This is a genomic window from [Clostridium] polysaccharolyticum (genome assembly GCF_900111595.1).
Classification (GTDB): domain Bacteria; phylum Bacillota; class Clostridia; order Lachnospirales; family Lachnospiraceae; genus Clostridium_AI; species Clostridium_AI polysaccharolyticum.
Genome location: NZ_FOHN01000003.1, coordinates 89,570 through 112,382, shown reverse-complemented (window position 1 = coordinate 112,382; position 22,813 = coordinate 89,570). Strand labels below are relative to the sequence as shown.

The following is a 22,813-nucleotide window of genomic DNA, read 5'->3' as shown; positions in this document are numbered from 1 at the left end:
AGAGTTGACAAAGTATAATGGATTTATTTATCTGTCTGCAAATAATATTTCCATCTTTTCTTCTTTTAAGTCCAATTAAGATATCGTACATAGCTTATCTATCTCTAATTTATAATAATCAACAATCTTCTCAATTTCACTTCTTGCTAATGAACTTTCTTTACGCCCTGCGAACCTGCTTAACTTCCAATTGTCTCGAGTGATGATTTCAGCCACAAGTTCTTTTTCTATCTGCTGATGTTCCGCTGTAATATCGTAATCATATAATATTTTCAAGTCCTTCCTCCGGTTGGAAAGATACTCAAATTTCTTATCTGTAAATTCCAAATCCATTACATATGCATCTTGTTCAAAGTTGGAGTATAATCGATAACATTCGCGGTCTAGATTAATAATTACATTTCCTATGATATTTTTCTGAGTAAGAGAAGAAGCAACCTCAATCATAAGTCCTGTTTCTTCATAAACTACTTCTACTGCATTTTGAAAATATTTCTCCCTGTTCGTCACAATTGTAAGATAATTGGCATACTCTAAAAGAATCTGCAGAATAGTCTCTACCTTTTTATTGCCTGAATCTATAATTACAAATCTGGCATTTTTTATAGATACACTATACTTATCTAAAAACATATGAAGCCCTTTGTCAAATAACAGATATTGAAAAATCCATTTTTTATCCATCTGAAACCTGTCATTCAAGAAGTGTAATTCTCTTCTCAAATAACAGCTGGGAATATCATATACCTCCAGAATCCTTCTAATGTATTCTTCCAGATAATCTTTTGGCAGTTCTGCGGCTTCTTCTTCAACAAAAGGGAGTTCAATCAGCACTCCCCTTTTTCCAAGTACTTCTATTTCCTCTTTGCTGTAAACCAGTCTCATTTTATTTTGAATATCCGTTATATGGCGTTTTAATTTCATCCAGACTTTTTGCAGCCAGCTGCGTTCTGATTTACATTTCAATAATCCTATTACAATAAACTTAATATATAACTCATCCAAGAAATTTCTTCTCCTTTTCACATCATCATTATAGTTTATTGCATCATTCTGTTCTTTATGAACCTGTACTATGATTTATCCTTTTTTATTCTTGCCACAAAGACATTTTATAAATTCCAGCAATGCTTCGTTCTGTCATAGCGCGAATCATATCACACATCCCATTTTCTAGAGTAAGCATTTTCCCTGTATTAATATAACTAAAACCTAGACATGCATAACAGCTTTTTCTGGCAATACAGTTTTTGCATTCTTCATTGGTCTCTTTATTAAATTCGTCCAATTTAGCTCTCATCTTCTGGAAAGGCTCTGAACGGAACAAGTCTTCATCAAATACATTTCCCATGTACAGCTCTTTTTCATCTGTTACGATAAAACAAGGGTAAACATCTCCTTTAGTGGATACAGAAAAGTTTCTAATGCCTCCATCACAGATATACTTGGAATATGTTTTTTGTATAATTGCCCTGATTGTCCTTTCCTCTAAAGAATATAAATATTGCTGTAAACTTTCTGCATCCTTAGCATTATCAAACATTTGATCAACTGCCTCAATAAATGCATCATTATTATCCAATCTGTATCCACAATCTTTAGTTCCACCTGCTGGAACAATATGTAAGCCTATATCTCCTAAATTCTCGTGAATATAATCAAAAATATCTTTAATCTTAATTCCCGCTTCTTCATGATATTTGGTATAAGTAGCCTCTATGGTATTTGGCTGTCCTGTTGCTTCACGCATTTTTTTAATGTTCTCAATTATCTTCTTAGATGTTCCACTGCCATCTTTATAAACTCGTAATTTATCATTTACTTCTGGCATTCCGTCAAAGCTAACAGTAACCAGCAGATTATACTTCTTAATCAATTCAAGCAGTTCATCTGTAACGAGAGTACCATTGGTGACCATTCCCATTTCTGCTTTTACGTCTCTCTCCTCATTTTTCTTGGCAACATATTCACATACATATTTCATTACAGGCAAATTCATAGTTGGTTCCCCGCCAAACATCTGAATTAAGCTAATAGACTCCACTTCATTGTAAAAACAGTCTAACGCCCGTTTTGCCACTTCAATATCCATAATGCCTTCTTCCGATTTGTAGGTTCCTCCATTGGCATAGCAGTATTTACAGCGAAGATTACAGGTATTGGTTAAATGCAATGCTAATCTTCCTATTCTTTTAACAGAACTTACTGGATGTTCCAAAGGTATATTACATGTATCCACTGTATTTTTTATATTTTCATAAGTTGCTTCATCTAACCCCAATTCCTTCAGTTCTTCAAATGTTGCACCTTGATCAATTTTGCAAATCGCGTTTTTAGTATCTTCACTTACACTAAAAAAACGAGATGATTCTGGAAAAAATGCTATAATGGTATCTCCATCCTGAATAAAATTTACACTCATTTCGTACTCCTTTTACCTTTGTTTTCTAATATTAAGCAATAAAAATCACATACCGCAATTATGCAGTATGTGATTTTCGTTTTCTTTATTACCAAAGCCCCCCAATAGGTGGAAATGGCTCTGGGAATGGACCTGGGAATGGACTCATATCTCCTGTCCAAGGTTTATAAATTGCACTTTCAACTTCTCTCATTTCAAACTGTTTCATGTTCATTTCCCCTTTCTTATACTATATTGTAATTTTTTACCAAAGTCCTCTCAGAACCTCTCCTGGCTTTTTGAATTCTTTGTCTAAAATATCTGGAATTCTTGCCATTACGCCTCCTAAAACTGGCTTATCTGGTTTTTCAATTTTTTCCAATGTTACTTCTTTCATTTCAATTTTTTTCATAGTCATTCTCCTCTCTATTTTTGGGTATGTATAGTGACACATCGCATAAATTACAATAAGTAACCCTTCTTTAATTATACAATCTATGCTCATCATTTACAATTTAACAATACTCATATATCCTCTTTCTTTTATTTGTTTTACTTCTATTTTTCTTATAAATTATAACAAATAAAGTTTTAACATTAAAAAGAGACCACATCTGCCTTTCAACAGGATATGGTCTTTTTTTAACCCATCAAACTATTTTATAATAATATCATCAATTGGAAATTTTGGCGGTTTCATTATCATTCCAGCAGTTCTAATGATAGGTTTCTCAAAAACTGTTTGTACTTTAAGTGTAGAAACCTCTTTAATTTCAAACTTTTCAAGTTTCTCCATGTTCTTTCCTCCTCTCTTTTCTTAATAGGATATATGTATGTCCATCCGTTCAGTCATCCTACTATTATTATATTATAGATTTACCATGCAAACAATAACTTTATTATAAAATCACTTTATTTTTTACTCAATAAAAAAAGACCATCTACTGACTTTCAGCAGGATATGGTCTTTTTTTAACCCATCAAATTATCTTAAAACATTTTGATCAAATTTAAGATAATCTGGCACTTGTGCAACCAAACCAGAAGTTCTAATGATAGGTCTAGCAATTGCTTTTTGTAATTGAAGTGTAGAAACCTCTTTAATTTCAAACTTTTCAAGTTTCTCCATGTTCTCTCCTCCTCTCTTTTCTTAATAGGATGATATGTACGTTCCTCTGATTAGTAATCCTACTATTATTATATTATGAATTTGCTAAACAAACAATAAGTTTATTGTAAAATCATTTCATTTTTACTCTTTAAAAATTTTATCCTTTTCCTTAAAACCTGTATTTCATATAATACAAAAAAGCTGCAACCTCCATGAATTATCATAAAGATTACAGCTTTTGATTCTATATTAAATATACATTTCATTTAGCCAAAGCAAAAGAACAGCTAAAACTTTTTTACTGCTCTGCCTTTTTAACTAACGCATCATACTTAGCCGAGGCTAAGTGTACTAGAACACCTGCTTTTTACTGCTCTGCCTTTTTAACTAACGCATCATACTTAGCCTTAGCATCCTTCTCAGCTTTAGCAAATAGTTCTTTTGCTCTATCTGGATTAGAACGAGAAAGTCTGTTATAACGGACTTCACTCATAATAAATTCCTGATAATCAGCTGTTGGAGCCTTAGAATCTAATTGGAAAGGATTCTTTCCTAATTCCTCTAGACGAGGATCGAAACGGAATAAGTGCCAGTAACCTGCCTGAACTGCACGTTTCTCTTCTGTCTGGGCACCTTTCATACCACCTTTAATACCATGATTGATACATGGAGCATAAGCGATAATTAAAGATGGACCATTATAGCTTTCTGCTTCAACAAAAGCTTTGATACATTGATTGTAGTCAGCACCTTGAGCAATTTGTGCTACATATACATAACCATAACTCATTGCAATAGCTGCTAAGTCTTTCTTCTTCACTTCTTTACCAGCTGCTGCGAACTGAGCGATAGCACCTGTTGGAGTAGCCTTAGAAGACTGGCCACCTGTATTGGAATAAACCTCTGTATCGAATACAAGAATATTTACATTCTTATTGCTTGCTAATACGTGGTCAACACCACCAAATCCGATATCATAAGCCCATCCGTCTCCACCAAGAATCCATTGTGATTTCTTAGATGCAAAATCTTTATTATCAAGGATATATTTCTTTAATTCATTATCACAGCCACAGCCTTCCAATGCAGCAATCATCTCGTTTGTTGCAATTTGGCTTTCCCCACTTGTAGCATCTTTTGCTGCTAAATATTTTTCAAGAGCAGCTTTTACTGTGTTATCCGTTGCCTGTTCTGCTAACTTGCTTGCAGCATCTTCAACACGGTTTCTTAATGCTGTCTGTGCTAAGCTCATACCAAATCCATATTCAGCGTTATCTTCAAATAAGGAGTTTGCCCAAGCAGGACCCTGTCCCTTACTGTTTACGGTATATGGAGATGCTGGTGAAGAACCGCCCCAGATAGAAGAACATCCAGTTGCATTTGCAATGTACATTCTATCACCAAATAACTGAGTCATTAACTTAGCATATGGTGTCTCGCCACAGCCTGCACAAGCTCCTGAGAACTCAAGTAATGGCTGCTTGAACTGGCTGCCCTTAACAGATGTTTCTTTAAATTTCTCAGAAACAGCAGCTGGAGTATCTAATGTTACGCCATAATCAAACATCTTCTGAGCTGGCAGCTGTGATTCCATATTTGCCATAGCAAGAGCTTTCTCACCCTTCTTACCTGGACATACATTTACACAGGAGCCACATCCTGTACAGTCAAGTACGGATACGCTCATTGCAAATTTATAACCTGGGATTCCAGTTAAATCCATTGTTTTTCCTTCTGGAGCATTGGCAGCCTGTGCCTCATCCATAGCTACTGGACGGATACATGCATGAGGACACACATAAGAACAGAAGTTACACTGGATACAGTTTTCTGGATTCCATTCTGGAACATCAATTGCTACACCACGTTTTTCGTAAGCTGCTGAACCAGAAGGCAAAGTACCATCTGCATACTCAACAAATGCACTTACAGGAAGGTCATTACCTGTCTGTGAATTGATTGCTTTCTGAATTGTATTGGTGTATTTTACAACGTCTTCTCTATCACCAGTCACATCAGAACCAAGTACTTCATCTGCAGCATTCGCCCATGATGCAGGAATTTCAACTTTCACTACATTCTTAGCACCAGCTTCAATTGCTTCATGGTTCATACGAACGATGTCATCACCTTTTTTAGAATAGGTTGCAGTTGCAGCATCTTTCATATACTGAATTGCATCATCTGCTGGAATGATTTCTGCTAACTTAAAGAATGCAGACTGCAAAATAGTATTAATACGTCCACCAAGACCGATTTCTTTACCTAATTTGAAACCGTCAATTGTGTAGAAGTTAATTTTATGATCAAACATATATTTTTTCACTTGGCCTGGCAGATGCTTTTCGATTTCTTCCATATTCCAAGCACAGTTAAGAAGGAATGTTCCATTGTCCTTCAAGTCCTGAACCATGTTATATTTTCTAATATAAGCTGGCATGTGACAAGCAACAAAGTTTGCTTTATTGATTAAGTAAGTGGATTTAATTGGGTCTTTACCAAAACGCAAGTGGGAGATTGTAACACCACCAGATTTTTTGGAATCATAATCAAAATAAGCCTGGGCATACATGTCTGTATGGTCACCGATAATCTTAATAGAGTTTTTATTAGCACCTACTGTACCATCAGCTCCAAGACCCCAGAATTTACAACTGATTGTGCTTTCTGGTGTAGTATTTGGATTTTCTGTTCTTTCAAGAGAAAGATTTGTTACATCATCCACAATGCCAATTGTGAAATTCTTTTTATTTTCATTTCTATATACAGCGATTACATCAGCTGGTGTAGTATCTTTGGAACCCAATCCGTAACGGCCTGAAGTTACAGGAACATCATGGAATTTCGTATCTTTTAAAGCTGCTACAACATCTAAGTACAAAGGTTCGCCAAGAGCACCTGGTTCTTTTGTTCTATCTAATACTGCGATGCTCTTACATGTATCAGGAATGGCAGCAACTAGGTGTTTTGCACTGAAAGGTCTGTATAAACGGACTTTAACAACACCAACCTTTTCTCCTGCCTTTAATAAATAATCAATTGTTTCATCTATTGTCTCACATACAGAACCCATAGCAATAATAACTTTTTCTGCATCTGGAGCACCATAGTAATTAAATAATTTATAATCAGTACCGATTTTTTCATTTACTTTATTCATGTATTCTTCTACTACATCAGGAAGTGCATTGTAATACTGATTGCTTGCTTCTCTTGCCTGGAAGAATACGTCTGGATTCTGAGCGGTACCACGCTGAACCGGATGATTTGGATTTAATGCTCTCTTACGGAATGCATCCACTGCATCCATGTCGCACATATCTTTCAAATCTTCATAATCCCAAATCTCAATTTTCTGAATTTCGTGGGATGTCCTGAATCCGTCAAAGAAATGCAAGAAAGGTACACGTCCTTTAATTGCTGCTAAATGAGCAACTGCTCCTAAGTCCATAACCTCCTGCACACTGCTTGTACATAACATGGCAAAACCAGTCTGGCGACATGCATAAATATCTGAATGATCTCCGAAAATGGATAATGCATGTGAAGCTAATGCACGTGCTGTTACATTAATAACACCTGGCAATAATTCACCTGCAATTTTGTACATATTTGGAATCATTAATAATAAACCTTGAGATGCTGTGTAAGTTGTTGTTAAGGCACCTGCCTGTAAGGAACCATGTACAGCACCTGCTGCACCCCCTTCAGATTGCATCTCTGACATAATTACTTCATGTCCAAAAATGTTCTTTCTTCCTTGAGTCGCCCACATATCTGTGTAATCAGCCATTGGTGATGATGGTGTAATTGGATAAATTGCTGCAACATCTGTAAATGCATATGATACATGAGCAGCTGCTGTATTTCCATCCATCGTTTTCATCTTTCTTGCCATTGTAATTATCCTCCTTTAATTTATAACAGTAACAATAACATAAGCATGACCTTTGGAAAACCTGCGCGCTACATTTCTCCAATTAGCCCTTACGTTAAGGCCTATTCTATCACTTTATATTTGAAATGTAAAGATTTCCACAGGGTTACCATAAATAATGCCACATTAACTAAAACCCAGAATTTATAATGCTTTCAAGCATTTTTTCTACTTTATATATATATACGAAACAATTGTACTTTTTTTGGTACATTTTTATTATTTTTTCAATGGTATTTTTATGAAATATCTTTCTTATGGAGGAGGATTTTGTAATTTTGGCTTTGCACTTTTTTCTATTTTGCAAAATTGCAAATATCTTGTATTGACAAATGGATTGTATTATTGTAACATTGTATTAATCACTTAATACAATAATACTATAACACAACAGATTAGAAAGGAGGATTTTACATGGCATGGACGCTTACTACTGATAGGCCAATCTATCTGCAGATTATTGATGTAATAAAATACAGAATCATTTCAGGAGTATACAAACCTGGTGACAGGCTGCCCTCTGTCAGAGAACTTGCAACAGAAGCTTCTGTCAATCCCAATACAATGCAAAAAGCACTTACTGAACTTGAGCGTGATAACCTGATAGCAACCAACCGGACAAATGGAAAATTTATATCGGAGGATGAGGCAATGATTCAGAAATTAAAACAGGATATTGCAAAGGATGAGATTCAAAAATTTCTGACAAACATGCAGAAATTAGGTTTTTCTCAAAAAGAGACCATCGAAATTCTAGAAGAAATATCCAATAACGAATAAAACATTAATTGAAGGAGATGATCAAAATGGAACCAATTCTTGAATGTAAAAATTTAAAAAAGCTGTATACAGCCTGCACTGGACTTCAAGATGTTAATTTAACACTGGAACGTGGAAAAATTATTGGTCTGCTTGGGCCTAATGGCAGTGGCAAAACTACTTTAATCAAACTAATCAATAACCTTCTTGTTCCAACTTCAGGTACAATCAAAATAGGCGGATACAAACCTGGATTAGAAACCAAAAGCATGATATCCTATTTACCCGACCGTACTTATTTAAACAATTGGATGCGAATCAGCGACTGTTTAAATTATTTTTCTGACTTCTATTCCGATTTCGATTTAAATAAAGCTCATGACATGTTGAAACGATTAAACTTAGATCCCTCCTCCAGACTTAAAACATTATCGAAGGGAAACAAAGAAAAAGTACAGCTTATTCTTGTTATGAGCCGCCAAGCTGATCTTTACTGTTTAGATGAACCTATCGGAGGCGTTGATCCCGCTTCCCGTGATTATATATTAGAAACGATTCTCTCCAATTATAACGAGAATGGTACTGTACTTATTTCAACACATTTAATAGCTGACATAGAAAATGTATTGGACGAAGTTATTTTTTTAAAAAACGGCTGTGTCATGGTTCATTCATCTGTTGATGATATTCGAATGAAAGAAGGAAAATCTGTTGATTCATTATTCAGGGAGGTGTTCAGATGTTAGGAAAATTAATGAAATACGATTTTAAGGCAATTTTTAAATACTTTATTCCTTTAAGCATTTTTATCTTTGTATATTCCTGTTTTGGAACGCTTCTTTTCAATGTCAAAACTGGATTTGTTGCAAAAGGCACTCTAATCAACACACTAATTGTGCTTTTACTTATAACTTATGTAATCTCAATTATCGGTTATAACCTTATGATTCAAGGTATCATAGTTGTGAACTTTTATAAAAGCATGGTAACAGATACTGGTTATCTGACACACACATTACCTGTCAAGAAATCAGATCTGCTCTTATCAAAACTTTTGACAGGAGTCATTACTTTAATATGTTCCTATGTAGTATTGATTGTTTGTGCTACTATAATGCTGGATATTCCAACGAATCTAATTGAATACCGTCATGATATTGCAGCTGCACTTCATCTGAGCAGCAAGTTAATAAACCTATCAGCGATTATAAAGCTTATTGTAAACTTAATATTTACTGCCATAGTGGGTTCTATATTTTCGCTTTGTTTATACTTTGTATCCATTGCACTAGGCCAGCTAATAAATCGTCACAAAATAGTTGGCTCACTGCTCTCCTTTTTTGGGCTTAGCATACTATTGCAGATTTTCAGTTCCATAGCAAGTGTATTTTTTAACGAGTTTGCATATATGTCCGACTCTACCGTAATCAAGTTTATCACACCTATTAACACTGTATTCTGCCTCATTTTGCTTTTATTGTCCGCTCTATTCATGTTTATAACCCACTTCATCTTTACAAGGAAATTAAACTTAGACTAAATCAGTACCACCCGTAAATCAAAACCACTGGCTAAGCCGGTGGTTTATTCGTTTCTCAAAGTTCCATTTTTCCGTTGGGAAAAACTCCACAATGAGAAACAGGGCCATGCCCTAACAATCAAAAAAGAAGCTGCATTCTCAGCTTCTTCCTTTTTACTCTTTCCTTTATTAAAAATCAATTTTTCCGGAATCCGGTATTCCATTTACAACATAGTAAACAGCTCCTTCTTCTGGCTTTACATATAGCTCTAAATTTTTAATTGATTTTGCTTCGTTACCCTGTTCAACCCAGTTTTCTTTTATTTTCTCAATTAACTGGCTCTCTTCAACTTCTTTTCCAAGGTATTGTATGTATGTAGAAACTTTAATTTTACTTGCTGCTTCTTTTTTTACAGTTTCTTTCTTTGCTGTCTCTTTTTTAACTGCCGGTTTTTTCACGGTCTCTTTCTTCTTAGCAGCTGTCTTTGCTGTCTTTTCTGCTTTCTTTTTTGGAGTCGTCTTTTTAAGATCTTCTTTGGTTTCCTCAACTGCTTTTTTATCGATAACTGCATCCTCTTTTTTAACTTCTTGCTTTTCTTCTGGCTTTGATGCAGCAGGTTTGTCTTCCTCTTTCACACTTGTTTCTGCTTCTGCCTTAACTGTCTCAACCTTTTGGACTGATACTTTCTCTTCTTCAGCCTTTTTCAAAGCTTCTGGTGCCTTACCTTTAGTAATAGCTGTTAATTTTGAATCCTTATCCATATTATCATCTCCTCCTTATAAAGCGATACACATTGTACCTAAATAGATAATATACCTAAAAACCATGTTTTTCAAGCATTATGTGAACAAACTTTAAATTAATACTTTTCTTTCCATTTTTAAATGTATGAAAAGATTAAGACAAATTATGCATAGTATAACCACCTGTTGAAAAAAACGGTCAACTACTGCTGATACTCCTACTTGTCATTGGCCGTATCCTTCTCTCTGCTAGAGCAGGTTAGGAACTTTCACCTATTAGAAATGTGCACTGCAAGGCGTACACATAAAAAAACCATCACAAATACCTGTGATGGTTAAGAGCTGGGCTAGAAGGATTCGAACCTTCACATGCTGGAATCAGAATCCAGTGCCTTACCGTTTGGCGATAGCCCATTATTATGTTTTCCTTATTTGCTGTTGCCTCGCAACTGACGAATGTTATTATAGCCCATCCTAAAACAAATTGCAAGTGCTTTTTTAAACTTTTTTTATTTTTTTCTTTACAACCTTATAAAACTCTTTAAAATCACGGCTTTACAGAAAAATTGATGTCTAAGAAAATCAAAAAATATTTGCCTAAGACACCAATTTGTATCTTTCTGGACGTTTTTTAAGATAAATCTAACAGTGTTTTTGCATTTTCACCTAAAATGCATTTCTTCTCTTCTTCGGTAATACCTAATGACCTGACATATTCAAGTGTTTCCTTCTGACCATCCCATGGAGAATCTGAACCAAATAAAATACGGTCAGCACCATGATTTTGAATAATACGCACCATTTGTTCCTTAGAAATCTCTTTTCTGGAAAAGCTTATATCCATATACAGGTTTTGCCCAGCAAGATATTTTTCTACTGCATCCCACATGGCAAATCCGCCTGTATGAGCCAAAATAAGCTTATCTGTTGAGGCCCTCTTCTGAACTTCTTGTATCATAATCAAAGCTCTTTTTGGAGGACAATGGACCACTTCTGGAAGCCCCTCATCTTTTCCAGCATGAATGGAAACAATCAATTTCTTTTCTAATGCATACGTAATTAAATCAATATAACAGCATTCATCAATAAAGGTATCTTGAAAATCCGGATGCAGTTTGATACCTTTTAGTCCAAGTTCTGCAATATAGTCAAGTTCTGCTTTGTAATCCGCTGTCTTAGGATGCAGCCCGCCAAATGAAATAATTCCTTTTCTCTTGGTCACTTCTGCTGCAAAAGCATTTACCGTCTGAAACTGTGCTGGTCTCGTTACTACTGGAAGTACTACAGAATAATCAACTCCTGCCTCCTTCATAGAACGCAACAAGCCATCTGCAGTTGCATCGGTATAGGGATGCTGAGCAATCATGGAACCTAGTTTTGATATAGTTTTCTTCGCAATGGTGTCTGGGAAAATGTGTGTATGAAAATCTATAATCATAATCTGCTCCTTTTCTTCTACTTCTTTTTCTTATCGCCTCGCTTTGCCCCCTCCACATAGCTGTGTTCTAAAGTAATCAGACAAGTAAAATGTTGATTTGCTTCCTTAACCTTCTCCTTAAGCAGTCTAACAAACTCCTCCTCTTGTGCTCCCTTATAATAGTGGGATACCACCAGATCAAAAATTAACTTAGACTCTTCTTCTCCTTTTACCATGCGAAAATCATGAATGGTTGCATCTTCATCTAGCTTACCCAATTCTTCCAATACCATTTGTTTTGCTTCTTTTGCTTCCTCATCATTTATTGCAACTGGATCCATATGAATGACAAGCAGAATCCCTAATTTTTCTTTTGCATCTCTTTCAATTTTATCAATTACATCATGAACCTGCTCCATAGGAAGCGTATGAGGAACTTCCGCATGAATGGTAGCCATTAAATTAGATGGACCATAATTATGCAGAATCAGATCATGAGTTCCAGCAATCAGATCATATTCTTCAACAAATTGGGTAATACGTTCATAGTCCTCTCTAGAAATCGCAACTCCTAATAAAGGCTGTATGGTGTCTTTTAGAATATTAACTCCTGATAATAATACAAATATAGATACCACGAATCCAATATATCCATCTATATTTATTCCAGTCAATTTCACTACAATAACGGAAACAATGGTAGCACTAGTGATCCCCACATCTCCAAATGCATCCGCTGAAGTTGCTTTCATAATAGAAGAATTAATCCGATTGCCAAGCTTCCGGTTAAATAATCCTAACCAGACCTTTATCCATATGGAAATTCCTAAAATAATCACAAGAACCACTTGGAATTCCACAGTTTCTGGATGTATTATTTTTGAGAAAGAGCTTTTCATGCAAGTCAGTCCCACTTCCAGCACTAAAAATGCTACTACCAAAGCAGCAACATATTCATAACGTCCATGACCAAAAGGATGTTCCTGATCTGCTGGCCTGTTAGCAAGTTTCGTACCAGCAAATCCGATAATGCTAGATGTAGCATCTGATAAGTTGTTAAACGCATCCGCTGTTACTGCAATACTGTTTAAAACCATACCAATTACAATTTTTGCCAAAAAAAGAATCAGATTACAAATGATTCCTGCCACACTGGCAAGCAATCCGTAAGAAGTTCTCACTTTAGAACTTTTTATGTTTTCATAATCCTTTATAAAATGACGAACAAGAAATTCAGCCATTGAACCCCTCCAATCCTTCAAACTTGCTAGTTCATTATCAATTTAATTTACGCTTAAAATAGAATTTAATAGTTTCTTCGTATATTCAGTTTTAGGTGTTTCAAATATTTCTTGCCTGGTACCATTTTCAATTAATTTTCCTTCGTTCATAATGTAAATCCGATCACAGAACTGGTAAACCACGTTCAAATCATGAGAGATAAATAAGTAGGATAACTCATATTTTTCCCGTAACGCTAACAGCAGTTTGATAATCTGTGCCTGAATGGTCACATCTAAAGCGGAAACTGGTTCATCTAATACGATAAATTTTACATTGGTTATCAATGCACAGGCAATACTTACCCGCTGTCTCTGACCTCCACTTAACTGCCAGATATACCTTTCTTTATATGATACAGGAAGCCCTACCTGCACAAGCATGTCCTCAACCATTTTTTCTCTTTCTGCTTTCTTTCTGCCACCTTTTATCCTTAAAGGCTCCTCTAAAATCCACCCAACCTTTCTAGATGGATTTAAAGATGAATAGGGATCTTGAAATACCATACTAGGCCTTTCTTCTTTCATTTCAATTGTTCCACTAGTCTTTTCGGCTAAACCAGTAACCGCTTTTGCCAATGTTGTTTTTCCAGAACCACTTTCGCCTACAATTCCTACAATTTCACCTTGCAATATATGAAAGGAAGCATTTTTTACAATTTCCTTAGTTTGTTTTTTCCCGAACAAGCCCTTTTTATTCACATAACTCACAAACAGATTTTTAACCTGTAAAATCTTTGGAGATATGGATTGGATTTCTACTTTATCAAAACTTTGCAAAAACTGGTTTTTAATTTTTATATCAGGAACTGCCTCCAGCAGTTTTTTGGTATAGTCCTCCTGTGGATGATAAAACAGGTTATGGACTGTATTTTCCTCTACTATTTTTCCCTCACACATTACAATTGCTCTGGAACAGTATTTTTTTATAATTCCCAAATCATGTGAAATAAGTAAAATAGCTGTTCCATATTCCTGATTCAGCATCTTCAGCAAATCTAAAATCTGCATCTGAATGGTTACATCTAGTGCTGTTGTTGGTTCATCTGCAATTAAAAGCTTAGGCTTTAAAAGCATTGCCATAGCAATCATAACTCGCTGGCGCATGCCTCCCGAAAGCTGGTGAGGATAGCATTTTAATATATCTTCTCTATTTTTCAGCCCCACCTGTTCAAGCATTGTTACAATCTGTTCTTTCTGCTGCTTTGTCGGCTTACCTTTTTCTTCTTTGTGAAGCAGAAATACTTCTTCCAGCTGTGTTCCGATGGTAAGTACAGGATTTAACGAGGTCATAGGCTCTTGAAATACCATCGCCATATCTTTTCCACGTATTTGTTCTAACTCACTTTGTGGCAGGGAAAGCATGTCATTTCCATTAAACCAGATGCTCCCTCCTATAACTTTTGCATCTTTTGCCAGCAGTCTCATTATGGCAAGTGAGGTCATGGATTTTCCAGAACCACTTTCACCTACGATTCCAACTGCCTCCCCTTGATTCACAGAAAATGAAACATCTTCTACTACATTCTTCAAGCCATCTTGCTGTTCAAATGCAATCTGCAAATGTTCTGCCTTCAGTAATTCCTTCATCTGTCTCACTCCCTTTCATTTATCAGACTAAAGGCTAATACCGTCAGAATAATCATGCCACCTGGAGCTAAAGCATACCAAGGTGCATTCATTAAATATGCCTGTGCCTCTGCCAGCATTCGCCCTAAACTGGCATCAGGAGGCTGTACACCTAATCCTAAGAAACTAAGTGCAGCTTCTGTTAAAACGGCATTGTTAAACCCAATCGTTACAGAGGATAATAAAATTGGCAATGTATTGGGTAAAATATGCACAAAAATAATACGTATATGGCTAGCGCCCATTAACCTTGCATTTTTCACATAATCCTGTTCCTTCTGGGTTACATATTCACTACGTATTACACGTGCAAAGCTTGGAATAAATAAAATTCCCATTGCAATGACAATGTTGTATTTTCCAATTCCGAGAAAACTAATTACCACAAGTCCTAATAAAATATACGGAAAAGACAGCAAAACATCATTTAACCGCATCACAATAGTATCAAATATCCCACCAAAGTAACCTGTTAATGCGCCTATTATACTACCTATTGCACCACCTGATACTACTGTAAAAACAGCAATTAAAAAAGTAGTTTTACTTCCATCCATAACCCGGCTTAAAATATCACGTCCAAAATTATCCGTTCCAAACCAGTGTTTTAAACTTGGAGGCATATTTTTCATACTCCCATTCATTTTGTTCGGATCATATGGCGTATAAAAGATTCCGACAAGAACAATTCCAAAAACAACGGCCATCATAACGATTCCAATTATAAACTTTTTACTCTTTTTCATTTGCCTACCATCCTTTATACTGTTTCCTTCACTCTCGGATCGAACACCTGATATAAAATATCGACTATACCATTTAGCACTACTACTAGGGTAGCAATGTATAGCACAATTACCTGCACAACAGGATAATCACGAGTGGAAATAGAAGCAACCAGAAGCCTTCCTAGCCCTGGAAGACCAAAAACCGGCTCAATTACAAAACTTCCTGCCAATACTTCTGCTATTATCATAGCAAGAAAAGTAATAACTGGGATCAGTGCATTTTTTAAAACATGATGGTATAAAATTCTTCTTTCACTGCTGCCCTTTCCTCTTGCAGTACGGACATAATCCATTTTCATCTGACGTACTACTGATGTTCTTAAGAATTTTACCACCATTGAAATTTTCGGGATGGCAATCGCTGCCGCTGGAAAAATCATATACCCCAAATACCCTGTTACACTTTCACTTATAGGTACATAAGCTCCTGGAATAAACCAGTGCAGTATCATGCCAAATATAAGGCATATAAGCATTCCCAGAAAGAAATGCGGTACTGACATAAAAACCTGATTCACAGTTATTATGACGTTATCCCAGAATCTTCCTTCATGTCTAGCTGCAAATAACCCTAAAGGTATGGAAATCACTAAAATCAGAACAATTGCCATAAGTCCTAATCCAACGGTAACCTGCATACGCTCAGAAACCAGTTCCGTAACTGGTAAATTATATTGATAAGAGATTCCAAAGTCCCCTTGTACTGCATGAGCAATCCAGTCTCCATAACGTTCTGGCATACTCTTATTTAGCCCATACTCTTCTTCTAATGCAGCTATCTGTTCTTTGGACGCATCCATTCCCATCTTAGACACCATACTGTTGCCTGCTATTACCTCAAATGCAAAAAAAGTAAAAATCGATACCAGCAATAATGTCACAGCCATAGCTGCTAGTTTTTTTCCGATCCATTTCATCTTTTTCCCTTTCTTCCCACTTATGCTACAAAACCACAAGAAATGCTAAGCATCTCTCGTGGTTTGTAGTATTTTCTATTTCGCTGCAAATTGAATGCTTGACATATCCTGTACATATACTGGATAGAACTGATAGCCTTCAATATTTTTATTCACTGCTACAAGCAATGCTGGATCCTGTAAGTATACAGAAGCAGAATCCTCTGCTAAAATAGACTGAAGTTTCTTGTAACTTATTTCTTTTTCTTTCTGTTCCGTTACTGAAACAGCTTTTGCCAACAGCTTGTCATAAGCTTCACTGCTATAATTTACAAAGTTGTTATCTGCTGTGGATACATAACGTTCCATCAGATCCTTTGGAGATAAGTTTCCATCTAAGCCAATAACTGTTGCCTGATAATCACGATTGGTATATACATCACTTAACCAGGTTGACCAGTCTACCAAATTTATCTCTGCGTTAATGCCAAATTCTTTTAACTGTTCTACGATAACCTGTGCGGTATCCACATGGTACTGGTAATTAGATGGAACCGTAATGGTAAAACTTAACCCATCTTCGTAACCAGCAAGCTTTAACTGCTCTTTTACTTTATCTGGCTGTCTGGTGTAACGGCTTGCTTCCTCTTGGTTATAATACTTTGATAATCCAGGGAACATGTTGCTTCCGATTACAGTACCATTTCCACCAGCAACCATATCAATCACTGCCTGTCTGTCAATTGCGTAATTTAATGCCTCACGTACATGCGGATTATCAAATGGTGCTTTTTTGTTATTTAAAAATAATCCTTGCACTAAGTTCATATTACCGATTTCTACTTTAAATTTATCTTTTGACAGCTGATTGGACTGTTCTTCTGTTAAATAAGGGAAAATATCAATTCCACCAGACTGTAATTCTAAGAATGCCGTATCTGTATTGGAACAGATTTTAAAAACAGTCTCTTTTATATGTGGCATTTTCTCTTTATTCCAGTATTCTTCGTACTTCTCCATAACAAAACTCTTAAGTGGAGCATAGGATACAAATTTAAATGGCCCTGTTCCTATTGGAGCTTTATTCTGCTCTTTATAATCTGCTGGAATAATTGCACAGTCTGATTCTGTCAGATATGCTAAAAACTCTGTATCTGGTTCTTTTAATGTAACAGCCACAGTGCCATCATCCACAGCTTCTATTGTTTTTACATTCTTCTGGATTGCCGAATTAATATTTATGTCCGAAGATTCCTCTTCTAATAACCCGCCTGCCCGCTTCATGGAGTACACAACGTCATTTACCGTCACTTCTTTGCCATTGTGGAAAAATACTCCGTCTCTTAAAGTAAATGTGTATTCTGTACCCTTCTCATTTACTTTATACTCACTTGCTACTGCTGGATTTAAATTTCCTTTTTCATCCGGTTTTACTAACCCTTCAAACACGTTAAATAATACTTCATGAGTTCCTGCCGCAACTGCTTTGTGTGGGTCAAGACTATCAAGATCCTGCGTGATACCTACTACAACTGAACTGCTATCGGCATTTTCCGTCTTTTTCTTATCGCCTCCGCATGCGCAAAGTGCAATAGACATTACAAGAGCTAATGTCAAAAATATGAATTTCTGTTTTTTCATCTCTTATATCCTCGTTTCTGCTTTCGTGTTCAATTACATATTTAAGATAATATAGCATATGCACCATATTTGCAATGCTTTTCATCCATAAATCTTTAAATTTCCCAAATTATTGTGCCATTGCAAACGCTGCATATAACTTTGTTGCAATTACAACTGCTTTTTCATCCATATTAAATTTATCATGATGATTTGGATATGCCCTTCCAAGAGATTCATTTCCTGCGCCCACAAAGGCAAAACATCCCGAAATTCTCTGCTGATATACCGAAAAATCTTCCCCTAGGAATATCTTTTCCATTTCTACAAACATTTTCTCTGGAAATACCTGTTTTGCACTTTCTAATGCAAATTCTGTTACTGCTTTATCATTCATAACCTCTGGATGGAGGGAATGCCGATAATCTACCTGTACCTTAGCACGATATGCCTGTGCAGTACTATCGGCAATTCTATGTATTGCATTTTCAATCAGCCTTCCATCCTCATGGGTAAATGTTCTTACGGTTCCACGAATCGTTGCTTCTCCTGAAATAATATTGTGGGCGGTTCCTGATACAAATTTGCCTACGGTTAAGACTGCGGAAGCATTGGGATCTAATTCTCTGCTGACAACAGTCTGTAAATTCATTACTATGGCTGCTCCTGCTACCGTAGCATCCACGCACTGCTGTGGTTTTCCTGCATGTCCCCCACGGCCTTTTACTTTGATTTCAAAAATGTCAGTTGCCGCCATTCTTGGTCCTTCTTGAATATTAATTGTTCCACAAGGCATATCTCCAAATACATGTAACCCAAAAATTTCTTCTACATCATCTATATGCCCTTGGTCACAGATTAACTTAGCACCTTTACAATTTTCCTCAGACGGCTGGAAAATCAATTTAACTGTACAATTTAACTGATCTTCGTATTTTTTTAATATCTGGGCTGCACCTAATAAGGAAGCCATATGGGCATCATGCCCACATGCATGCATGACTCCTTCATTTTTTGATTTATATCCTACTTCTGTATTTTCTGTTATAGGCAATGCGTCCATATCTGCCCGAAGGGCAATCACTTTTTTTCCCTTTCCTACCAATCCGATAACGCCAGTTTCACCAACTTGGATAAATGGAATTTCCATGTCCGTTAATTCCTGTTTGATGCGCTTAGATGTCTCAAATTCCTCCATACCTAATTCAGGATACATATGGAAGTGTTTTCTGAGACGGACAACGTAGCTGGAAAGTTGTTCCGCTTCTTTGTTGATGTTTACATTTATGGTCATGACTAGGCTCCTTTGCTTTTTTGTTATTTTATTTATCTTTATTTTAATAACCATTCTAAAACATTCACTTGTTTTATTCCATATATAAAATATAACTATCTGTTAATGCACTAAATAGCTCTCCACTGTTGGCACACTAGATTTTCTTCCTGCCGATTTTAAAGCATTCGCTATCTTCTAAATTCACTATACCCACTACACAACTTTCAAAATAGCTTCTGCAGCTGCCTTTGCACCTCCACACTTTTTAAACCCATCTGAAATTTTTTTTGCTGCCTCCTTATAACAAGCCTGATCAAGAACTCTTTCCAATGCAGAACGAATTGCATCGTTTCGATTCTCTTTCAAAAATACTCCTGCCCCGACCTGTTCTACTCTCCTTGCAACACCTGTCTGTTCATTGGTTTGTGGAAACATAACTAGCGGTACTTCAAAGTACAAGCTTTCATTGACCGAATTCATGCCACAGTGAGATAGAAATACATCTGCTTTCTTTAGAACTGCCATCTGATCTACAGATGCCGCAACAACAATATTTTCTGGAATGTCTCCTAATCCTTCAATGTGGCGCAAGAAGTTTCTTTGTCTTTGGCATGTCCCATAGCATTTTCACCAGTTCCCGAAAAGAAGTTTTCATAATGGCAGAAGAATACCGGTTAAATGCAAATGTTGTGGTGGACGATACAATAGGAAGCTTCCTGTGAATAGAGGAAAAATCATGCGTTTACCGTGATAATTTTCCTTATAAATATTGACATATTAAAATTAATTGAAGTATAATGAGAAATAGTGGTAAAAAGTTAAATATCAAATTGTGCCAAGAAAGGAAAAATACATAAAAATGATTAAAAAATTTCTGTTCTATGCATTAGGTTTACTGATAATGGCATTAGGAACTGTTTTATTACTCCAAGCTGGAATTGGACTGTCAGCGTTTGATGGACTTTGTGCTGGCATGGGGAATATTACTCCTATATCAACTGGAAGATGGTGCATGATTTTGGGAATAATAATAATTCTATTAAATGCACTTATTCAGAAATGTATTCCAAGTATGTTTTCTTTTTTAACTAGTATCATAGTAGGAACATGTATTGATTTCTGGTTATTAATTTTAAATATTCATACATCTAATATTGGAGTTAAAGTGATAGTTTTTTTTATTGGAATGATTATTAATGCTTTTGGAGTTTCATTGTACATATCTGCAGACTTAGTTAAAGGTCCAATTGATCAATTGATGATTAATATAAGCAATATTTTGAAATCCAATTTATGGATCGGAAAAACAATTATGGAAGTAATATTTCTAATAATGGTATTATTGATTGGAGGACCAATAGGAATTGGAACAGTAATTGTTACTTTTTTCTCTGGTTTTTTTGTTAACTTTTTTTATATTTTTCTACAGAAAGGAATTAAAACGTATGATTAATAATGCACAAGCGGAAAAGAAAGTTGTAATACTATTTTCAGGTGGAATTGACTGTAGTTTATCAGTGCTTCAGCTTAGAAAGGAAGGATATCATTTAGATTTGCTACATTTTGAACATGGTGCCAGCATTTCAAATGGTCTACATAAAATTAGATATAAGGAAATTGAACAAGTTGTCGGTGAAAAAAATATACAATTGATTGAAATGTCTCACAGAGGACTTTTTCGTAAATTATCCTTAGCAAATATTGAACAAGATTTTCAAAGATACCATACAAATTTGATTTGTTTAGGTTGTAGAATGGCTATGCATACAGAAACAATAATTTACTGTTTGTGTAATGATATAAAAACAGCCGCTGACGGAAGCACAGGATATCAAAATGATTTTCCAGAGCAAAATAAGGTATCACTTGAATTTTTTAAAAAATTATATGGTCGATATGGAATTACATATAAGACAGTATTATCTGATATTCAGGATAAGAAAGAGATTAAATATAAACTTTTAGATAATGGTATCTCAATTCAATCCATGGAAGATACTTGTTTATTTAGCAATACTTTTAGTAAAACAGAAGATGAAAAAATTAGCGACTTCTTAGAAAGAAGGCTAAACATATGTTGTGATTATATTGATGAAAGAATCAAATTAGTCAGATAGGAGATTGTGATGATAGATAAAATTGGTGGAGTTATCCTAAAAGATAAAAAAATATTAGTTGTTAGAAAACGTACAAAAGCAAATTTTAAAGAATTTATTATACCTGGAGGCAAAAGAGAGGGACAAGAAACAGACTTAGAAACACTAAGCCGTGAGCTAAAAGAAGAATTAAACATTGATTTGATTTCAGCTAATTTTATGGGGGAATATACAGATATTGCAGTGTTTGAAAATGTACCTATAAAAGTAAGAACTTACTTAACTAAAGTATCAGGAGATATGAAAGTTGAAAATGAAATTAAAGAATATATATGGATAGATAGAAATTATAAAGAAAAACAAGTAAAATTAGGGAGTATTCTCGAGAAATTTGTTATCCCCCAACTTATTGCTCAAGATTTAATGTGATGAAAGATAATTTAATAGAAAAAATATTCGTTTTTGACTTAGATGGAACAATTGCAATTAATAGTAAAATAGAAAATAGTATTATAGTAAAGCTAAACCAGCTTATGAAGAATGGACATATGGTTTTATTTGCAACATCAAGATCTATTCGTGGAGCGAAGGCTGTCTTACCTAAAGAATTTATAAATAATATATTATTGCTATGCAACGGAGCATTTGTGTTAGAAAAAAATCAAATTGTGCTATCAAATTATATTGAACAAAAAACATGCATAAATTTATGTTCTTTTCTTGAAAAATATCAGATTCAATATTATTTAGAATTAGGTAATGCAGTTTATGTTCCAAGCTATGTAGAACATCCATTTATAAGTGTATTAAAGGATGAAGGAAAAGATGAGAATATTTATACTGAACTATTTAATATTAGCAACAAAGCATATAAGATATCATTATTGGAACCAATAAGTGATGTTGTACAAGACAAATTAGACAAGTTATGTAGCAGAATTCAATATTTTGTTCATTCAGATAATACTGTTGATATAGTTGCAAATAACTGTTCAAAATGGAAGATGTTAAAGCGTTTTTTAAAGAGTAAAAATATTACAGATTACAAGATAATTGCATTTGGAAATGATAGTAATGACATAGAATTAATAAAAAATGCCAACATCGGCATATCAGTAAAATCAAACAATGATACATTAGTAAAGTTAGCTGATATTAATATTGTAGATTATAAATCTGAAAGTATTATTAATGCTATTAATGAAGCTATGAAAATATAAATAATGGAAACTATGTTGTGGTAACTTAAAGTTGTTGTGATCAAGCGGGACTGTCCCAAAGTTTGTGTAAACCTTCAAACTGGTGTAAGATATCATTACTCAGTTTGGAGGTTTTATTTT

22 protein-coding genes and 1 tRNA gene are annotated in these 22,813 nt (G+C 35.1%); 7 read left to right on the top strand and 16 right to left on the bottom strand.

Annotation, left to right across the window (positions count from 1 at the left end; all coding sequences use genetic code 11):
- Nucleotides 1-75: 75 nt before the first annotated feature.
- The 6 genes from BMY85_RS02890 to nifJ all read right to left on the bottom strand — a co-directional run bounded on the left by BMY85_RS02890 (nt 76) and on the right by nifJ (nt 7,410).
- Nucleotides 76-1,005, bottom strand: coding sequence for a hypothetical protein (locus tag BMY85_RS02890; RefSeq protein WP_092476246.1), 930 nt, complete (start codon nt 1,003-1,005; stop codon nt 76-78).
- Between the two features lie 85 nt (nt 1,006-1,090).
- Nucleotides 1,091-2,422, bottom strand: a complete 1,332-nt coding sequence (locus BMY85_RS02885) for a radical SAM/SPASM domain-containing protein (protein ID WP_092476243.1) — start codon at nt 2,420-2,422, stop codon at nt 1,091-1,093.
- A gap of 244 nt (nt 2,423-2,666) precedes the next feature.
- Nucleotides 2,667-2,813, bottom strand: a complete 147-nt coding sequence (locus BMY85_RS15480) for a hypothetical protein (protein ID WP_177180594.1) — start codon at nt 2,811-2,813, stop codon at nt 2,667-2,669.
- A gap of 243 nt (nt 2,814-3,056) precedes the next feature.
- Nucleotides 3,057-3,197: a hypothetical protein gene (locus BMY85_RS15475; protein WP_177180593.1), complete on the bottom strand. Its 141-nt coding sequence runs from the start codon at nt 3,195-3,197 to the stop codon at nt 3,057-3,059.
- A gap of 189 nt (nt 3,198-3,386) precedes the next feature.
- Nucleotides 3,387-3,530: a hypothetical protein gene (locus tag BMY85_RS15470; RefSeq protein ID WP_177180592.1), complete on the bottom strand. Its 144-nt coding sequence runs from the start codon at nt 3,528-3,530 to the stop codon at nt 3,387-3,389.
- 349 nt (nt 3,531-3,879) lie between these two features.
- Entirely contained in the window at nt 3,880-7,410 is a 3,531-nt protein-coding gene (nifJ, locus tag BMY85_RS02880) for a pyruvate:ferredoxin (flavodoxin) oxidoreductase (protein ID WP_092476240.1), read from the bottom strand.
- Between the two features lie 453 nt (nt 7,411-7,863).
- On the opposite strand from nifJ, the gene BMY85_RS02875 reads away from it, so the two are divergent.
- From BMY85_RS02875 to BMY85_RS02865, 3 genes are read left to right on the top strand one after another with little or no spacing between them, the layout of a single operon-like run.
- On the top strand, nt 7,864-8,229 hold the full coding sequence (locus BMY85_RS02875) for a GntR family transcriptional regulator (RefSeq protein WP_092476236.1): 366 nt from the start codon (nt 7,864-7,866) through the stop codon (nt 8,227-8,229).
- A 26-nt stretch (nt 8,230-8,255) separates the two neighbouring features.
- Nucleotides 8,256-8,954, top strand: a complete 699-nt coding sequence (locus BMY85_RS02870; protein ID WP_092476232.1) for an ABC transporter ATP-binding protein — start codon at nt 8,256-8,258, stop codon at nt 8,952-8,954.
- Nucleotides 8,948-9,748: a hypothetical protein gene (locus BMY85_RS02865; protein ID WP_092476227.1), complete on the top strand. Its 801-nt coding sequence runs from the start codon at nt 8,948-8,950 to the stop codon at nt 9,746-9,748. The genes BMY85_RS02870 and BMY85_RS02865 overlap by 7 nt, the downstream gene beginning before the upstream one ends.
- A 168-nt stretch (nt 9,749-9,916) precedes the next feature.
- Here BMY85_RS02865 and BMY85_RS02860 read toward each other — a convergent pair whose 3' ends face one another.
- The 10 genes from BMY85_RS02860 to BMY85_RS02815 all read right to left on the bottom strand — a co-directional run bounded on the left by BMY85_RS02860 (nt 9,917) and on the right by BMY85_RS02815 (nt 19,968).
- Nucleotides 9,917-10,489: a DUF6465 family protein gene (locus BMY85_RS02860; protein WP_092476224.1), complete on the bottom strand. Its 573-nt coding sequence runs from the start codon at nt 10,487-10,489 to the stop codon at nt 9,917-9,919.
- A gap of 324 nt (nt 10,490-10,813) precedes the next feature.
- A tRNA-Gln gene (locus tag BMY85_RS02855) sits at nt 10,814-10,885 on the bottom strand.
- A 217-nt stretch (nt 10,886-11,102) separates the two neighbouring features.
- Nucleotides 11,103-11,909, bottom strand: coding sequence for an amidohydrolase family protein (locus tag BMY85_RS02850; RefSeq protein WP_092476220.1), 807 nt, complete (start codon nt 11,907-11,909; stop codon nt 11,103-11,105).
- Nucleotides 11,910-11,926: 17 nt separating this feature from the next.
- Nucleotides 11,927-13,129 carry a cation diffusion facilitator family transporter gene (locus tag BMY85_RS02845; RefSeq protein ID WP_092476216.1) on the bottom strand — a complete coding sequence of 401 codons (1,203 nt, stop codon included), beginning with the start codon at nt 13,127-13,129 and terminating at the stop codon, nt 11,927-11,929.
- Between the two features lie 42 nt (nt 13,130-13,171).
- Nucleotides 13,172-14,758, bottom strand: a complete 1,587-nt coding sequence (locus BMY85_RS02840; RefSeq protein WP_092476213.1) for a dipeptide ABC transporter ATP-binding protein — start codon at nt 14,756-14,758, stop codon at nt 13,172-13,174.
- Between the two features lie 5 nt (nt 14,759-14,763).
- The gene (locus tag BMY85_RS02835) at nt 14,764-15,543 is read right to left on the bottom strand and encodes an ABC transporter permease (protein WP_092476210.1); all 780 of its coding nucleotides are present in this window, start codon (nt 15,541-15,543) and stop codon (nt 14,764-14,766) included.
- Between the two features lie 14 nt (nt 15,544-15,557).
- Nucleotides 15,558-16,502: an ABC transporter permease gene (locus tag BMY85_RS02830; RefSeq protein WP_092476208.1), complete on the bottom strand. Its 945-nt coding sequence runs from the start codon at nt 16,500-16,502 to the stop codon at nt 15,558-15,560.
- A gap of 75 nt (nt 16,503-16,577) precedes the next feature.
- Entirely contained in the window at nt 16,578-18,122 is a 1,545-nt protein-coding gene (locus BMY85_RS02825) for an ABC transporter substrate-binding protein (protein ID WP_092476205.1), read from the bottom strand.
- A gap of 109 nt (nt 18,123-18,231) precedes the next feature.
- A complete protein-coding gene (locus BMY85_RS02820; protein ID WP_092476200.1) occupies nt 18,232-19,395 on the bottom strand; it encodes a M20 metallopeptidase family protein in 1,164 nt (387 codons plus the stop codon).
- 195 nt (nt 19,396-19,590) lie between these two features.
- Nucleotides 19,591-19,968 carry a glycosyltransferase gene (locus BMY85_RS02815; RefSeq protein ID WP_242939658.1) on the bottom strand — a complete coding sequence of 126 codons (378 nt, stop codon included), beginning with the start codon at nt 19,966-19,968 and terminating at the stop codon, nt 19,591-19,593.
- 268 nt (nt 19,969-20,236) lie between these two features.
- On the opposite strand from BMY85_RS02815, the gene BMY85_RS02810 reads away from it, so the two are divergent.
- Genes BMY85_RS02810 through BMY85_RS02795 form a run of 4 tightly spaced genes read left to right on the top strand, consistent with a single transcriptional unit; the run spans nt 20,237 to nt 22,693 of the window.
- Nucleotides 20,237-20,830: a YczE/YyaS/YitT family protein gene (locus BMY85_RS02810; RefSeq protein ID WP_092476197.1), complete on the top strand. Its 594-nt coding sequence runs from the start codon at nt 20,237-20,239 to the stop codon at nt 20,828-20,830.
- Entirely contained in the window at nt 20,823-21,494 is a 672-nt protein-coding gene (locus BMY85_RS02805; RefSeq protein WP_092476194.1) for an adenine nucleotide alpha hydrolase family protein, read from the top strand. The genes BMY85_RS02810 and BMY85_RS02805 overlap by 8 nt, the downstream gene beginning before the upstream one ends.
- A 9-nt stretch (nt 21,495-21,503) precedes the next feature.
- On the top strand, nt 21,504-21,902 hold the full coding sequence (locus BMY85_RS02800; RefSeq protein WP_092476190.1) for an NUDIX hydrolase: 399 nt from the start codon (nt 21,504-21,506) through the stop codon (nt 21,900-21,902).
- Nucleotides 21,902-22,693 (top strand): HAD-IIB family hydrolase, encoded by a 792-nt coding sequence (locus BMY85_RS02795; RefSeq protein ID WP_092476187.1) that lies wholly within the window; start codon nt 21,902-21,904, stop codon nt 22,691-22,693. The genes BMY85_RS02800 and BMY85_RS02795 overlap by 1 nt, the downstream gene beginning before the upstream one ends.
- Nucleotides 22,694-22,813 lie beyond the last annotated feature (120 nt).

Excerpts from the sequence above, each read along its gene's own strand:
- BMY85_RS02885 (WP_092476243.1), bottom strand. The coding sequence starts at position 2,422 with ATGAGTGTAAATTTTATTCAGGATGGAGATACCATTATAGCATTTTTT.
- BMY85_RS15480 (WP_177180594.1), bottom strand. The coding sequence starts at position 2,813 with ATGAAAAAAATTGAAATGAAAGAAGTAACATTGGAAAAAATTGAAAAA.
- BMY85_RS15475 (WP_177180593.1), bottom strand. The coding sequence starts at position 3,197 with ATGGAGAAACTTGAAAAGTTTGAAATTAAAGAGGTTTCTACACTTAAA.
- BMY85_RS15470 (WP_177180592.1), bottom strand. The coding sequence starts at position 3,530 with ATGGAGAAACTTGAAAAGTTTGAAATTAAAGAGGTTTCTACACTTCAA.
- nifJ (WP_092476240.1), bottom strand. The coding sequence starts at position 7,410 with ATGGCAAGAAAGATGAAAACGATGGATGGAAATACAGCAGCTGCTCAT.
- BMY85_RS02875 (WP_092476236.1), top strand. The coding sequence starts at position 7,864 with ATGGCATGGACGCTTACTACTGATAGGCCAATCTATCTGCAGATTATT.
- BMY85_RS02870 (WP_092476232.1), top strand. The coding sequence starts at position 8,256 with ATGGAACCAATTCTTGAATGTAAAAATTTAAAAAAGCTGTATACAGCC.
- BMY85_RS02865 (WP_092476227.1), top strand. The coding sequence starts at position 8,948 with ATGTTAGGAAAATTAATGAAATACGATTTTAAGGCAATTTTTAAATAC.
- BMY85_RS02860 (WP_092476224.1), bottom strand. The coding sequence starts at position 10,489 with ATGGATAAGGATTCAAAATTAACAGCTATTACTAAAGGTAAGGCACCA.
- BMY85_RS02850 (WP_092476220.1), bottom strand. The coding sequence starts at position 11,909 with ATGATTATAGATTTTCATACACACATTTTCCCAGACACCATTGCGAAG.
- BMY85_RS02845 (WP_092476216.1), bottom strand. The coding sequence starts at position 13,129 with ATGGCTGAATTTCTTGTTCGTCATTTTATAAAGGATTATGAAAACATA.
- BMY85_RS02840 (WP_092476213.1), bottom strand. The coding sequence starts at position 14,758 with ATGAAGGAATTACTGAAGGCAGAACATTTGCAGATTGCATTTGAACAG.
- BMY85_RS02835 (WP_092476210.1), bottom strand. The coding sequence starts at position 15,543 with ATGAAAAAGAGTAAAAAGTTTATAATTGGAATCGTTATGATGGCCGTT.
- BMY85_RS02830 (WP_092476208.1), bottom strand. The coding sequence starts at position 16,502 with ATGAAATGGATCGGAAAAAAACTAGCAGCTATGGCTGTGACATTATTG.
- BMY85_RS02825 (WP_092476205.1), bottom strand. The coding sequence starts at position 18,122 with ATGAAAAAACAGAAATTCATATTTTTGACATTAGCTCTTGTAATGTCT.
- BMY85_RS02820 (WP_092476200.1), bottom strand. The coding sequence starts at position 19,395 with ATGACCATAAATGTAAACATCAACAAAGAAGCGGAACAACTTTCCAGC.
- BMY85_RS02810 (WP_092476197.1), top strand. The coding sequence starts at position 20,237 with ATGATTAAAAAATTTCTGTTCTATGCATTAGGTTTACTGATAATGGCA.
- BMY85_RS02805 (WP_092476194.1), top strand. The coding sequence starts at position 20,823 with ATGATTAATAATGCACAAGCGGAAAAGAAAGTTGTAATACTATTTTCA.
- BMY85_RS02800 (WP_092476190.1), top strand. The coding sequence starts at position 21,504 with ATGATAGATAAAATTGGTGGAGTTATCCTAAAAGATAAAAAAATATTA.
- BMY85_RS02795 (WP_092476187.1), top strand. The coding sequence starts at position 21,902 with ATGAAAGATAATTTAATAGAAAAAATATTCGTTTTTGACTTAGATGGA.